The sequence below is a fragment of the Telluria sp. RB2R28 genome, assembly GCF_059685835.1.
Map to the genome: position 1 here is coordinate 167,572 of NZ_JCASIK010000002.1, position 13,221 is coordinate 180,792.

The 13,221-nt window shown below is 61.4% G+C and carries 10 protein-coding genes and 1 pseudogene; 6 read left to right on the top strand and 5 right to left on the bottom strand.

Going from position 1 to position 13,221, the window contains the following annotated elements; translation table 11 throughout:
* Positions 1 to 6 precede the first annotated feature (6 nt).
* Entirely contained in the window at positions 7 to 1,320 is a 1,314-nt protein-coding gene (locus tag AC56LV_RS08355; RefSeq protein ID WP_499556916.1) for an MFS transporter, read from the bottom strand.
* Between the two features lie 245 nt (positions 1,321 to 1,565).
* Here AC56LV_RS08355 and AC56LV_RS08360 point away from each other — a divergent pair, with 245 nt between their 5' ends.
* On the top strand, positions 1,566 to 2,750 hold the full coding sequence (locus AC56LV_RS08360; protein ID WP_499556917.1) for a sugar diacid recognition domain-containing protein: 1,185 nt from the start codon (positions 1,566 to 1,568) through the stop codon (positions 2,748 to 2,750).
* On the opposite strand, the gene AC56LV_RS08365 is transcribed toward AC56LV_RS08360, so the two are convergent.
* A complete protein-coding gene (locus AC56LV_RS08365) occupies positions 2,725 to 3,684 on the bottom strand; it encodes a hypothetical protein (protein ID WP_499556918.1) in 960 nt (319 codons plus the stop codon). The genes AC56LV_RS08360 and AC56LV_RS08365 overlap by 26 nt on opposite strands.
* Positions 3,685 to 3,877: 193 nt before the next feature.
* Here AC56LV_RS08365 and AC56LV_RS08370 point away from each other — a divergent pair, with 193 nt between their 5' ends.
* From AC56LV_RS08370 to AC56LV_RS08385, 4 genes and pseudogenes are all read left to right on the top strand, one after another.
* Positions 3,878 to 4,330 carry an RcnB family protein gene (locus AC56LV_RS08370; RefSeq protein ID WP_499556919.1) on the top strand — a complete coding sequence of 151 codons (453 nt, stop codon included), beginning with the start codon at positions 3,878 to 3,880 and terminating at the stop codon, positions 4,328 to 4,330.
* Positions 4,331 to 4,498: 168 nt separating this feature from the next.
* Positions 4,499 to 7,240, top strand: a complete 2,742-nt coding sequence (locus AC56LV_RS08375) for a TonB-dependent receptor (protein ID WP_499556920.1) — start codon at positions 4,499 to 4,501, stop codon at positions 7,238 to 7,240.
* A gap of 224 nt (positions 7,241 to 7,464) precedes the next feature.
* On the top strand, positions 7,465 to 7,683 hold the full coding sequence (locus AC56LV_RS08380) for a hypothetical protein (RefSeq protein ID WP_499556921.1): 219 nt from the start codon (positions 7,465 to 7,467) through the stop codon (positions 7,681 to 7,683).
* 252 nt (positions 7,684 to 7,935) lie between these two features.
* Positions 7,936 to 8,061: pseudogene (locus AC56LV_RS08385) on the top strand (PEP-CTERM sorting domain-containing protein); the annotation flags it as partial.
* Between the two features lie 33 nt (positions 8,062 to 8,094).
* On the opposite strand, the gene AC56LV_RS08390 reads toward AC56LV_RS08385, so the two are convergent.
* On the bottom strand, positions 8,095 to 8,247 hold the full coding sequence (locus AC56LV_RS08390; RefSeq protein WP_499556922.1) for a hypothetical protein: 153 nt from the start codon (positions 8,245 to 8,247) through the stop codon (positions 8,095 to 8,097).
* 330 nt (positions 8,248 to 8,577) lie between these two features.
* On the opposite strand from AC56LV_RS08390, the gene AC56LV_RS08395 reads away from it, so the two are divergent.
* Entirely contained in the window at positions 8,578 to 10,779 is a 2,202-nt protein-coding gene (locus tag AC56LV_RS08395; protein ID WP_499556923.1) for an EAL domain-containing response regulator, read from the top strand.
* A gap of 207 nt (positions 10,780 to 10,986) precedes the next feature.
* On the opposite strand, the gene AC56LV_RS08400 is transcribed toward AC56LV_RS08395, so the two are convergent.
* Together AC56LV_RS08400 and AC56LV_RS08405 are read right to left on the bottom strand one after the other, a co-directional pair.
* On the bottom strand, positions 10,987 to 11,775 hold the full coding sequence (locus tag AC56LV_RS08400) for a hypothetical protein (RefSeq protein WP_499556924.1): 789 nt from the start codon (positions 11,773 to 11,775) through the stop codon (positions 10,987 to 10,989).
* Between the two features lie 441 nt (positions 11,776 to 12,216).
* Positions 12,217 to 13,203 carry a Bug family tripartite tricarboxylate transporter substrate binding protein gene (locus AC56LV_RS08405; RefSeq protein ID WP_499556925.1) on the bottom strand — a complete coding sequence of 329 codons (987 nt, stop codon included), beginning with the start codon at positions 13,201 to 13,203 and terminating at the stop codon, positions 12,217 to 12,219.
* Positions 13,204 to 13,221: the final 18 nt, after the last annotated feature.

The window sequence follows — 13,221 nt, forward strand, 5'->3', positions numbered from 1 at the left end:
CTCCGATTAACGATTGACGAGGCGCGCAGGCACCACGAGCACCAGCATCGCGCCGATGAACAGCACGGTCGACAGGATATACAGCGCCATGTCCGTGCTGCCCGTGGCGTCCTTGATCCAGCCGACCAGAAACGGGCTGAGGAAACCGGCAATCTGGCCCATCGAATTGATCAGCGCCAGGCCCGCAGCAGCAGCCGCGCTGCCCAGAAACGCGGCCGGCAATGGCCAGAACATCGGCAAGCCGGTCAGCGCGCCCATCGTCGCGAGACTCAGGCCGATCATCACCAGCACCACGTTATCCGAGAAGTTCGCGGCCAGCAGCAGGCCGGCCAGCGCCATCAGCAGCGGCGCCGAGAGGTGCCAGCGGCGTTCGCGCCGGCGGTCGGCCGAGCGGCCCACCAGTACCATGAAGACACCGGCGAACAGGTAGGGAATCGCGCTGAGCCAGCCGACTGTCGTGGCACTTTCGAAGCCCAGCGACTTGATGATCGACGGCAGCCAGAAGTTGATCGCATACACGCCCATCTGGATGCTGAAGTAGATAAAGCCGAGCATCCACACATGCCAGTCGCGCAGCACGGCGCCGAACGAGTGCACCGCATGGGTGCCGCTCGAGCGCTGCGCTTCGTCCTCGTCGAGCGCCGTCTGCATCGCCGTTTTTTCCTCGGCAGTGAGCCACGACGCCTGCGCCAGGCTGTCGTTCAGGTAGAACAGCACCGCGACGCCCAGCAGCACGGTCGGAATCCCCTGCAGCAGGAACAGCCACTGCCAGCCATCCATGCCGCCCTGCCCGGCCGAGAAGTGACTCAGCATCCAGCCCGACAGCGGGCCACCGATCAGGCCCGAGACGGGAATGGCCGACATGAACAGCGCCATCACCTGGCCGCGCTTGTGCGCCGGGAACCACTTGGTGAAGTACAGGACCATGCCGGGGAAGAAGCCCGCTTCGGCCACACCGGTGAAGAAGCGCAGCACATAGAATTCGACGGGCGTGCTCACGAACAGCATGCACGCCGACAGCGCGCCCCAGGTCATCATCATCACCGCGATCCAGCGCCGCGCGCCCAGCTTGTGCAGGATGAGATTGCTCGGCACGCCGAAGGTCACGTAGCCGATGAAGAAGATGCCAGCGCCCAGGCCATACACGGTCTCGCTCAGCTGCAGCGCGTCGAGCATCTCGAGCTTGGCGAAACCGACGTTGACGCGATCCAGGTAATTGAAGAAGTAGCAGACGAAGATGAAGGGGATCAGGCGCCACGTGGCCTTGCGGTAGGCGCCTTCGAGCAGGCTCGCGCCGGGGGTGCTGGCAATGGTACTCATGCTGTCTCCGAATATTTGGTCATGTAATCATCGAGATTATCAACCAAACAAGGGCTGCCAAGCGTCGGCGACACGCACAATTCAAGCCTCCCAATTCCCGCCTTTTTTCAGGCATGTGCACAAGTTGATACCCAAGCCAGGGTTCAAATACCCAATCAGCATGCCAACCATACGCATCCAGGCCGCGCAGCCTACCGGCATAATTGTGCATAATCACAAACGCCCTCTTTCAAGCAGACACCGCCATGCACATCCTCGACACCGGCCTCGCCCAGGAAATCGTCGCCCGCACCATGCGCATCATCCCGTTCAACGTCAATGTGATGGATGCCCACGGCGTGATCCTCGCCAGCGGCAACGCGGCGCGGGTCGGCGAGCTGCATGCCGGCGCCCTGCTGGCGCTGGCCAAGAAGCTCACCACCGAAATCGATGCGGCGGCCGCGCACAAGCTGCACGGCGCCCAGCCGGGCATCAACCTGCCGCTGTGCGTCGGCGGCGAGATCTGCGGGGCGGTGGGCTTGTCCGGCGCGCCCGACGCCGTGCGCCAGTTCGGCGAGCTGGTACGCCTCAGCGCCGAGATGATCCTCGAGCAGGCCGCCCTGACCCAGACGCTGCAAAGCCATTCACGCTACCGCGAAGCGTTCGTGCTCAACCTGATACGCTACGAGCCGGGCGCGCGCGCCGAACTCGAAGGCTGGGCGCAGCGGCTCGGGATCGACATCGAGCGCATGCACCTGGTGTTCCTGGTCGAACTGCAGGGCGTGCCGGCCACGGCGGACCATGCCCCGAGCGCCGTGCAGCTGCTGCAGATGCGGCTCCTGGCACGCCGCGACGACGCCCTCACCGCTAGCGTCGGGCCGTCCGAACTGGTGCTGCTTGAGGCCTGGGAGCCGTCCCGCAAAGGGCTCGAGACACCGCCGCAACGCCGTCTCGATGCCCTGGCCCAGCTGTTGCGCGAAGAATGCACGCTGCCGTTCACGCTGTCGATGGGCATTGCACTGCCCGGCATCGATGGCGCCGCGATCTCGTATGGGAGCGCGCGCACCGCCAGCCGGCTCGGGCGCGCGCGCCATCCGCAGCAGCAGGTTTTCAGCTATTACGAGATGGCCTTGCCGGTACTGCTGTCGGGCCTGGACAGCGGCTGGCAGGCGCACCAGCTGCGCATGCCGATCGCGCGGCTCGCACACGACAAGAGCCGCGCCATGCTGCGCGCAACGCTGTCCGCATGGTTCGAGCAGAACGAAAATTCGGCCGCCACGGCGAAGGCGCTGGGCATCCACCGCAACACCCTCGACTACCGGCTGCGCCGCATCGGCGAGCTCACGGGCCTCGACCTCGGCGTGAGCGAAGACAAGCTGCTGCTGTATGTGTCGTCGTTGTTAAGCCCGACGCTGAGCCCGACGGTCAGCCCCGACCACCCACCGGCATAGCCGCCAATCCGCCGCCCTGCATCGACGCCGGCATGACGCCCGACTTGTTGCCGTTACGCTCGCGCCGTGCTTTTGCAGCCGCAGCGATGCGGCGCGCCTCGGCCAGGGCAGCCGCCCGCTGCTCCTGCGTCAGCTGCCCCCCAAGCGCGGTCAGCAATCCGCTGCCCTCGGCGAACATCTGCGGCGACCGGTCGCCAGGCTGCGCAATCTGCGCGTCGATCAGGCCAACCGCGAGCAGGTAGCCGTACCCCTGCACCGGATGCCTGTCTGTCAGGTCCGAGCCGCCCAGCTTCTGCATTCCCCACAACATCAGTGCGGTCGTGTCGCCCGCCTCGGCCGCCGTGTCGAGCTGGCTGGCCGCCGTCGCCTTCCATTCGCGCACCAGGGGGTCGTCGGGCCGCGTCGTCAACGCACTCGGATCGCCAAACGGGCCTTCGACGGCATGCATCCATGCCGCGCCCGGCACGCCGGCCTTCACGGCGGTGGCGAGGTAATCGAGCCGCGCCAACCGCTCCCGCTCCGTCATCGCGCCACACATGCGCGTCATGTTCCGGCGCTCCTCGGCATTCAGCGTGCGTTTCGCGCCCAGCTTGTTGTCGTGCATCTCGAGATCCTGCCGCCGGTTGAACGAAGCGCAGCCCGAGACAAGCATGTAGGCCGCGTAGGCATCGTACGGATCGTGCGAGGCCAGCAGATCGGCCACGTGCACGCTCAGGTTCGGGTTGACGGCAGCAGCCAGCACCGACGCCGGCACTGCTGCCGACATCGCCTGCGCTGGCACGGGTACAGCGGCACGTGGTGTATCCGGCGGCGGTGCGCCGACCACATCGACGACCGTTTCACGTGTTGAGCTGTTCCACATGAGCCCTGCCGCGCCAATGCAGGCCACCACGAGCGCCGCGGCCAGCCATTGTTGCAGACGTTTTTCCATCACTGCGCCTCCCGGTTGAATGCATCGATCGAACCGAGTATATCCAGCGCCTGCACGGTATTTCTCACACATTATGGCGACAGCCGGCATAGATACACTTTGTAGCATTGCTTACTGGAATTCTTAACATGTTAGGCGGTGCCCGTAGTCTAATGAACTCATCGATTCAACGGATCGGCCACCAGGAGAAACAATAATGAAAACCAAGTTCATCGCATCACTGATTGCATTGACCTTTACCGCGAGTGGCAGCGCTTTTGCACAACGCGGCGATCACGGAAATGATCGCGATCATGACCGCAACGGTTATTCGCAACAACAGCATCATGATCGCCGTGACGATGATCGCCGCGACGACAAACGAAACGACCGCCACGACGGCCCGCGCGCCAACCATGGCAAGCACCGCAACGACGGCGCCCAGTATTATCGTCGCGACGATTCTCGCGGTGGCGGTCCACGCCACGACCTGCGCCGCGGCGGCCGGCTGCACAAGGAATATCGCCACGATCGCTACGTGGTCAATAACTGGCGCGGTCGCCATCTGAGCGCGCCACCCCGTGGCTATCACTGGGTTCAGACCGGGAACGATTACGTATTGGCGACGATCGCCACCGGAATTATTGCCCAGGTATTGTTCGCGAATTAAAGCCAGCTGATCTTCCTATAAACCGCCCGTCGAAAGACGTGGCGGTTTTTTTACGCACACGCGTACCATATTTACAACATTCATTCATCACTCTCTAAATGTTGCATCCATTCAACCCTGCGCACGTTTAATATCAATCAATATGCTTGATGTAATAACGGAGAATCGATGAATACGAAATTGAAACCAGGCGCCCGCGCCGTGCGTGGCGTGCTCCTGGCATGCGCCGGAACAACCATTGCCCTGGCCAGCCTGCCGCTGGCCGCGCAGACGCTGCCGGCGGTGTCGGCAGCCGAGTTGCCACGCGTCGAAGTCACAGGCTCGGCGATCCGCCGCGTGCAGTCTGAAACCGCGCTGCCGGTGCAAACGATTTCACGGGCCGAGATCGAGAAAACGGGCGTGACCACCGCTGCTGAACTGATGGGACGTGTCTCCGCCAACAGCAACGGCCTGACCGACGGCGCCAGCATCAACGTCGGCGGCGACCAGCGCGGCTTCAACAGCGCCAACCTGCGCGGCATTGGCACCTCGTCGACGCTGGTGCTGCTCAATGGCCGGCGCATGGCCAACTTTGCTTCGCCCGGCGACGACAGCGGCGTCGACCTGAACAATATCCCGGCAGCGGCGCTCGAGCGCGTCGAAGTGTTGCTCGACGGCGCATCGGCGCTGTATGGCACCGACGCCATCGGCGGCGTCATCAACTTCATCACCCGCAAGGACTTCCAGGGACTGGAAGCAAACGTGTACGTCGGCACGACCGACGAAGGCGGCGCCGGCAAGCGCACCGCCAGCCTCAGCGCCGGCAAGGGCGTGCTCGAGCGCGATGGCTACAATGTGTTTGCCGTGGCCGACTTCCAGCGCACCAATCCCCTGAATACGTCGCAGCGCAGCTTTATTCCTGGCCTGCAGGTAGAGCAGCGCCTCGGCCACCTGCTGTCCAGCTACACGAGTCCCGCGAATATCCGCCTCACCTCGGCCCAGCGCGACCATTTGCAGGAGATCGGTTTCACACTCAATGGCAAGCCGATCACGAACCGCCTGATCAACCTGTCGGTCCCGGGCTGCGCGCCGCCAGCCAATGTGTACCTGCCGGACGGCACGGGCGGCGTCGATGCCTGCACCTATAACTACATGGGCGACACCGAGCTGTATCCGAAGTCCGAAAAAGCCAGCGTGCTCAGCCGCGCCGTCATCAAGCTGGGCGGCTCGCACCAGGCGTATGCCGAAGTGGCGCTCAGCCGCGCCAAGACCGACTACACCGGCTCATCGGCGCGCGTGGCGGGCTATGTCGATTATTCGCGGGTGCCGCAACTGGCCGGCACCGGCCTGGATCAATTGGACGACGACATCCCGGGCGAACTGGAATTGCGCATGCGCCTGAACGAAGCGGGCCAGCGCACCAGCACGCTCACCAGCGAAGGCGTGCGTTTCGTCGTCGGCGTGACGGGCACCGTGGGCGGCTGGGATTACGACACCGCCTACAACCACAGCGTCAACACGGTCAAGGACCGCGACACCCATGGCTACCTGCTCTACAACGAGCTGCTCGAAGGAATCGCCGACGGCCGCATCAACCCGTTCGGCCCATCGAGCCCGGAAGGCCGGGCGCTGATCGACAGCATCCAGGTCGATGACGTCGTGCGCCGCGCTCGCGGCACGCTCGACGCCGTCGACGTCAAGTTTTCACGCGCCCTGATGCCGATGGCAGGCGGCGATCTGGCAGTGGCCATCGGTGGCGAAGCACGGCGCGAAAAAAACCAGTTCACGCCATCGGCCCTGCTCCTGAGCGACAACATCAACAATGACGCGGCGCCCGAAGGCGGCCGCGCCACCAGCGATAGCCGCGATGTGGCTGCGGTGTACGGTGAAGTCCTGGTGCCATTCGCCAAACAATGGGAAGCACAGCTGTCGGCGCGCTACGACCATTACGAAAACGTGGGTGGCGCGGCCAGCCCGAAGATTGGCCTGACCTACCGCCCAACTGACGCGCTGCTGCTGCGCGGCTCGGCCGGCCGGGGCTTCCGCGCGCCGTCGATGACAGAGCTGTACCGTCCTACCGTCTACAGCAGCACGGCCACCCTGCCCGATCCGGTCTATTGCGCCACGGTCGAGAACAATTATTCGGACTGCGCCGACAACTGGGACACGCGCCGCTACAGTAACGACGCGCTGAAACCCGAGCGCAGCCGCCAGTTCTCGCTGGGCGCCGTGTTCGCCGCCGGCAAGCATGTCAGCGCGTCGCTCGACTACTGGAACATCAAGCGCACGAACCTCATCAGCGAAATCGGCGACGACATCATCCTCGGCAACCTGGCCAAGTACAGCGATCTGGTGTATCGCGACGAGGACGGGCTGATCGACTACATCGAACTGCGCAAGGACAACCGCGGCGCGCAACTGGCGCGCGGCCTCGACCTGGCGCTGACGGTACGCGGCGTCGACACGGCCATCGGCCGCTTCGGTGGACGCCTGAACGGCACCTATGTGCTGACGTCGAAAATCCAGAATGCGCCCGGCGATGCATTTGTGAGCAATCTGAACCGCTTCGTGACCGACGGCGTGGTTCAGCGCTGGCGCCATACGGTGAGCGTCGATTGGGATCGCGGGCCGCTGTCGGCCAGCCTGCAAAATACATTCTCGAGCGGCTATGAAGACCAGAATACGGCGATCAATATCGACAACGGCAGCGTGGTGGCCGCCAACCGGGTCAAGCGCTATTCGCTGTGGGATTTGTCGGGCGCGTATGGGGTCAATACGAACCTGAAACTGCGCGTGGGCATCCAGAATCTGTTCGACACGAGCCCGCCTTATTCGAACCAGGCATATTACTTTTTATCGGGTTACGACCCAAGCTATACGGATCCGCGCGGGCGCCGTTTTTATGCGAGTGCCAATTACTCGTTCAAATAAAGCCTGATCGGTCTATACGGGATTCCACCGAACAGTGGACTCCCGTAATTTTTTGAGTGGACAAGATTCAATCAGTATTGGATGACGATGTCGAGAAAACTTACATTTGTCAATACAAGCCGCAAGCGTTAATAATAATTCCATTGGAATCAGGTGGTTGACACCAGCTGAAGGCATGGCACTGTTACTTCTGGTTACAAAACTCACACTAACCTGAGAACACCATGCCCCTGCGATCGCTTAAAAACCTGCTTGTCGGCCTGTCGTTGCTGATTTGCACGTCTGCATTTGCCGTACCATTTGTGGTCAATGTCGCTGGTGTCCAGAGTTTCGGAGCGCCGGGAGCGGCCGGGAATACGATCTTTACCCTCAACGTGGGGGCAGGCTCGCGGATTACCGGTATTGCTTACGACGTCAACCTCACGGCATACACGCCGAGTTAATTGTCCGAAATCGGTTTGTACTTCAGCGATTCGGCACAGTCAACTGGCGTCTATTTCACCCCGGGTTTTGAAGACTTGAATCCTGGCACCGGTAACTACGCCGATTCAGCCAGCCTGATCGACCTCGGCCTGGACTTCACGGTCGGCGCCGATGGCCTTCTGCGACTGGAATTCTTCGAGGATTTCAATGATTCGGCAGTATCGCCGGACGGTACCTGGAACTTCGGCACGATTACCTTCGATGTGACGGGCGATAACGTGCCTGTCGATCCCGGCACGGACATTCCTGAGCCTGCAACGGGCATGCTGATGGGTGCTGGCCTGGCGCTGATGGGCTTCATGGCGCGTCGCCGTCGCCCAGGCGGCAAGGCGGCGTAAGCAGCAATCTGGCGCAGTCGCTCGTGTGCTGCGTCAGAGAGACTGGTTCTCGATACGGACCAGTCTCCAGCAATCGTCCATCGTGAAGCAATACGACACCTGGTGATCGGTATCGGGCTTGCCCAGACTGAGCCGCGCGGTCGACGCCGTCACATCTTCCAGCTGCATGACAAGCCGATTGTCCATCGCGCCCACGGGAAAGCACCCGATCCTGTGGCGGGACGAATCGGGCAAGCGCATCACGCACCGTGCGCCGATCTTTGCCAATAGCGCGCCGGGCCGGAACAGAACAGCAATCCTGACAGTTCACCATCAAGAGAAAGTGGAGAGCGCGGCGGCGTTTCTGTCGCCATACAGAAACGAAACCCATCTGACATGACACATTTCTGCACACGATTGCAATGTCATGCCTCAAATGCAACGGATAAGCTGGCATTATGTGGAAGATATGACATGAACGTCTGCAGCGCTCACGGCGCCAGGCACAGAGAATCGCACGGCACTGACAGAATGACGATGAATCGATTTCGAACTACCGGACTCCCGGCCAGCATCCGGGGCACGCTGCCCACTCATCTTGACGCCTCCGCTATCCCCTCTCCTCACCGCCCCCGCCTGCTGCTGGTTGACGACGAGCCGCGCGTGCTGGCCTCGCTGCAGGAAATGCTCAAAGGCTGCGGTTACGCCATCGATACGGCTGACAGCGGCACCGCCGCGCTGGCCTGCCTGGCCGAGCAGCGCTACGACCTGGTGCTGCTCGACCTGTTGATGATGGATGTCGACGGCCACCAGGTCATGGACTTCATCAACCAGCACGACATGAAGGCCGACGTCATCGTGGTCAGCGGCACCGTTGGCATCGAGTCAGCAATCGGGGCATTGAAGCGAGGCGCCCACGATTACCTGCGCAAGCCATTCAGCCGCGAAGAACTGCTGCGCACGGTGGAAAACGCCCTCAGGCAGCGCGACCTGCAACAGATCAACCGTCGCATGGTGGCGGCGCTCGCGCTGTCCGAAAAAAAATACCGCTACCTGGTCGACGCCTCGCCCGACATGATCTACATGCTCGGTCATGAAGGCCGCTTCACCTACGTCAATGACCGCGCGTGCCAGATGCTGGGCTACGAACGGGAAGAACTGCTGGGCCAGCACTACACGGCGCTGCTGCACGCCGAGGACCATGAACGCGCACTCTACGTATTTAACGAGCGGCGCGTCGGCGAGCGGGCCTCGCGCGACGTCGAGCTGCGCGTGACATGCCGGTCGGGCCCGCCGCACACGCACGATGCCGCCGACACGTCCGTGATGACGATCTCGCTCAACGCGATCGGCATGCACCGCGAAAAACGCGATCCGCAGACGCCAACCTACGTCGGCACCTACGGCATCGCGCGCGACGTCAGCGCGCGCAAGCGTGCCGAGGCGGTCATTCATCACCAGGCGTATCACGACATCCTGACCGACCTGCCCAACCGCGTGCTGTTCAAGGACCGGCTCGGCCTGGCGATGCTGCAGGCGCGGCGCAAGCACACCGAGCTGGCCGTGATGTTCATCGATCTGGACCGCTTCAAGCTCGTCAACGACACGCTCGGCCACGGCCATGGCGACAAATTGCTGCAGCAGGTGGCGCTGCGCCTGAAGGATTGCCTGCGCAAGGGCGACACGCTGGCGCGCCAGGGTGGCGACGAATTCACGATCGTATTGCCCGACCTGCGCTCGCGCGACGATGCGCACGTGGTCGCCGACAAGTTCATCGAGCGGTTGCAACAGCCGTTCGACCTGGGCGGCAACGAAGTGCATATTTCGGCGTCGATCGGCGTGGCCATCTACCCCGAACACGGCGAATCGATCGACGAATTGCTGCGCAATGCCGACATCGCGATGTACCGCGTGAAGGACCTCGGCAAGAATGGGCACGCCTTCTACGACCCGTCGATGCACGATGCGCTGCACCAGAACGTCGCCCTCGAACAGCATCTGCGCCGCGCGCTCGAACGCAATGAACTCGAGATGTACTACCAGCCGCAGATCGACGCCGCCAGTGGCCGCATCATCGGCGCCGAGGCGCTGATGCGCTGGAACCATCCGGTGCGCGGCCTGATCATGCCCGGCGAGTTTCTGCCATTCGCCGAAGAAAGCGGCCTGATCGTGCCAATCTCGGAGTGGATGATCGATACGCTGTGCCGTGACATGGTGCACTGGGGCACGGATGGTGCAGACCAGTTGACGCTGTCGCTGAATCTGTCGCCGCATTATCTCGACCACAGCAAATTCTTCGAAACGATGCGCAATGCCCTGGAGCGCTACGACATCGGCCCGGGCAGGATCGCCGTCGAGATCACCGAAAACATCTGCATCCGCAATCCGCAGTACGCGATCGAGCAGCTGAAAAAGCTCGGGCAACTTGGCGTGTCGGTGGCCATTGACGATTTCGGCACCGGGTATTCGTCGCTGGCGTATCTGCACCGGTTTCCGATTCATACCATCAAGATCGACCAGTCGTTCGTGCAGCAGATCAGCGACGAGGACGGGCATTATCCGGTCGTGCTGGCGATCATCTCGATTTCACGCGGCCTGAATCTTGATCTGGTGGCCGAAGGCGTGGAAACGGAAGTGCAGGCGCGCTATCTGCGCGCACACGGGTGCTCGACCATGCAGGGCTTTTTGTTCCACCGGCCGATGCCGCTGGGAGGCTTCGTCAACGTGCTCAATTCGTAGCACTGTGGCGCCAGGCCATGGAAGGCCTGGCACTCTGGCGCCACGGCCCGCAATGCCATCATGGGGGGCAGTCTCTCCAGCCACATCGTGTCCTGCAGCCCTTAGACCTGGGCACCGAAGCGATGATCCGACAGCACCGTCTGCGCCGATGGCATGTCGACTCCCGCCAATATTCCATCGATGGCGTACGGCCGGCTCGCGGACTTGTTACTGGTTTTTGGGACGTGGCCGCAATACTTTCTCAACGAAGCGGGCCGTTTGACCTGCCTGACTAGAAAAGGCGCGCCGGCCCTTGAAAGCAGGGCACGCATGGGCAGCGGCCATCAGCCAAGGCGACCTGCCGCCCCCGTCGGCACCCTGGCCGGGATCCATCATGTATCCAATCCTCTCGGCAATGACTTCGTTGCGGAGCAGGTCAATGACTTTGAGCGAGCTACCCGCGATCCAGTAACGACGATCATCGGCTGTCGAAATATCCTCATAAGTAACGCCATAGCGTGGTGCTGGCTCACTGGTAGGGCTGGACACCATGACCACTCTGAAATAACCCTTCAAATAGCGTGGGTCTTTCAAACCTGGTTGCTCGATGAAACCTGTGTAGCGATATCGTTTCCCATCCTTGGGGTCACTGGCGTCCACGTACATATATCCAACTTGCCTCTGAAGAGGAGCGATCCGCCCTTCTGCGCGCTCGATATGGCCAGGCAAATCATGGTGCGCCCCAAGAAAACTCTCGATATAGCCATCTCCGGTAAGGTCTTTCCCATACGGATCATCAAGGACGAACTGTTGGCTGTAGTTGATGTTGCGAGAACGGATCTTCAGTAGCAGCAGACCATCCACATCCTCGACGGTCCTTTTGATTGTCTCTCCAGCCGTATTGCAACGCTGCTGGAACAGAGTTCGCGCCACTGCAATATCTTTGGGTTCTGCATAAACATGTGACGTTATGCTCGATAGAATCAATGCAACAGCAATTCCAGTTAGAACCAACATATTTTTTCTTGATCGTGACGAGACCTTCGGAATTCTTAATTGACACGCATAAAAAGTGCGCCAATTTCTGGTAATGAATCTTGACGCTGCAAAGACAACCCCATTTTTATGGTTTGACGACTAAGAAGAACGGCATCATCGAGAACATCAACAACCTGGCCTGCTCATGAAAAGGCCGACGAAGCGGATAAGTAAAGACGCAGATATATCCTAATGGAAAATTTCTGAAAATTACTCACCGATTGTCGCAAGGCAAGTCGTAAATTTTCAGTTCCTGCAATCGTTTCCTCGTCGCAGTACGGCGTTGTTTCGTGCAAAACCCGTGCTCGATGAATGGACTGCCGGCTTTTCGCCGCGATCGTTCCCTTGACGTTGATCCACCCAGTAAGCTGATTTACGCAACAAAGCCCGTACCACGCAATCCTTGGACGACACGGGCACTCACTCCCCCGTGATCTTCGCATCCTTCACAAACTTGCCCCACGTCTGATATTCCTTGCTCGTATGCGCCGCCAGTTCCTGCGGCGTCATATAGACCGCATACGCACCCTGCTCCTGCGCCTTGCGTTTGAATGCGTCGGTCTCCATGATTTTCTTGATTTCGCCGGTCAGCCTGTCGACGATCGGCTTGGGCGTGTTGGCGGGCGCGTACACGGCAAACCACGAACTCACGTCCAGCTTCTCGTACCCTTTGATCGTTGCGGTCGTCGGCACATTGGGCAGGCTCGGCAGCGCGACGTTGCCGGTGACGGCAATCGCGCGCAGCTTGCCGGACCGGATGTGGGCCAGTAGCGGCGGTGCTGTCGTAAAGGTCATCTCGACGTTGCCACCGAGCAGATCGGTGATCGCCGGGCCCGTGCCTTTGTACGGCACGTGGGCAATATTCGTGCCGCTCATCTGATTGAGCATTTCGCCCGTCACGTGCTGCAGCGAGCCATTCCCGGACGACGCGTAATTGAGTTTGCCTGGATGTGCTTTGGCGTAGCTGACCAGCTCGGGTAGCGTCTTGACCGGCAGATCTGGCCGCACGACGAACACTTGCGGCGCCACGATCAGGTTCGCAACCGGGCTGAAGTCCTTGATCGGATCGAATCCGGCCTTGACCACGTGCGGCGTGATGACGTGAAAGCCCGAGTACTGCACCAGCAAGGTATAGCCGTCCGGCCTGGCCCGCTTGACGGCCGACGCAGCGATCGCGCCCGCCCCGCCTGGCCGGTTCTCGACGACGACCGGTTTGCCCAATGCCTTGGACAGCGGATCGGAAATCATGCGCGCAGCCAGGTCGGTCGTGCCGCCCGGCGCGGCCGACACCATCAGCGTGATGGCGCGCGCGGGATAGTTGTCTTGCGCGTGCGCGCCGATGCTGACAAGTGCTGCGCCGACGGCGAGCATACTGGCGCGCATGCGCAGCGAGTGGATCGATTTCATCGTGTCTCCTGAATTATT

Excerpts from the sequence above, each read along its gene's own strand:
- AC56LV_RS08355 (WP_499556916.1), bottom strand. The coding sequence starts at position 1,320 with ATGAGTACCATTGCCAGCACCCCCGGCGCGAGCCTGCTCGAAGGCGCC.
- AC56LV_RS08360 (WP_499556917.1), top strand. The coding sequence starts at position 1,566 with ATGCACATCCTCGACACCGGCCTCGCCCAGGAAATCGTCGCCCGCACC.
- AC56LV_RS08370 (WP_499556919.1), top strand. The coding sequence starts at position 3,878 with ATGAAAACCAAGTTCATCGCATCACTGATTGCATTGACCTTTACCGCG.
- AC56LV_RS08375 (WP_499556920.1), top strand. The coding sequence starts at position 4,499 with ATGAATACGAAATTGAAACCAGGCGCCCGCGCCGTGCGTGGCGTGCTC.
- AC56LV_RS08380 (WP_499556921.1), top strand. The coding sequence starts at position 7,465 with ATGCCCCTGCGATCGCTTAAAAACCTGCTTGTCGGCCTGTCGTTGCTG.
- AC56LV_RS08390 (WP_499556922.1), bottom strand. The coding sequence starts at position 8,247 with ATGGACAATCGGCTTGTCATGCAGCTGGAAGATGTGACGGCGTCGACC.
- AC56LV_RS08395 (WP_499556923.1), top strand. The coding sequence starts at position 8,578 with ATGAATCGATTTCGAACTACCGGACTCCCGGCCAGCATCCGGGGCACG.
- AC56LV_RS08400 (WP_499556924.1), bottom strand. The coding sequence starts at position 11,775 with ATGTTGGTTCTAACTGGAATTGCTGTTGCATTGATTCTATCGAGCATA.
- AC56LV_RS08405 (WP_499556925.1), bottom strand. The coding sequence starts at position 13,203 with ATGAAATCGATCCACTCGCTGCGCATGCGCGCCAGTATGCTCGCCGTC.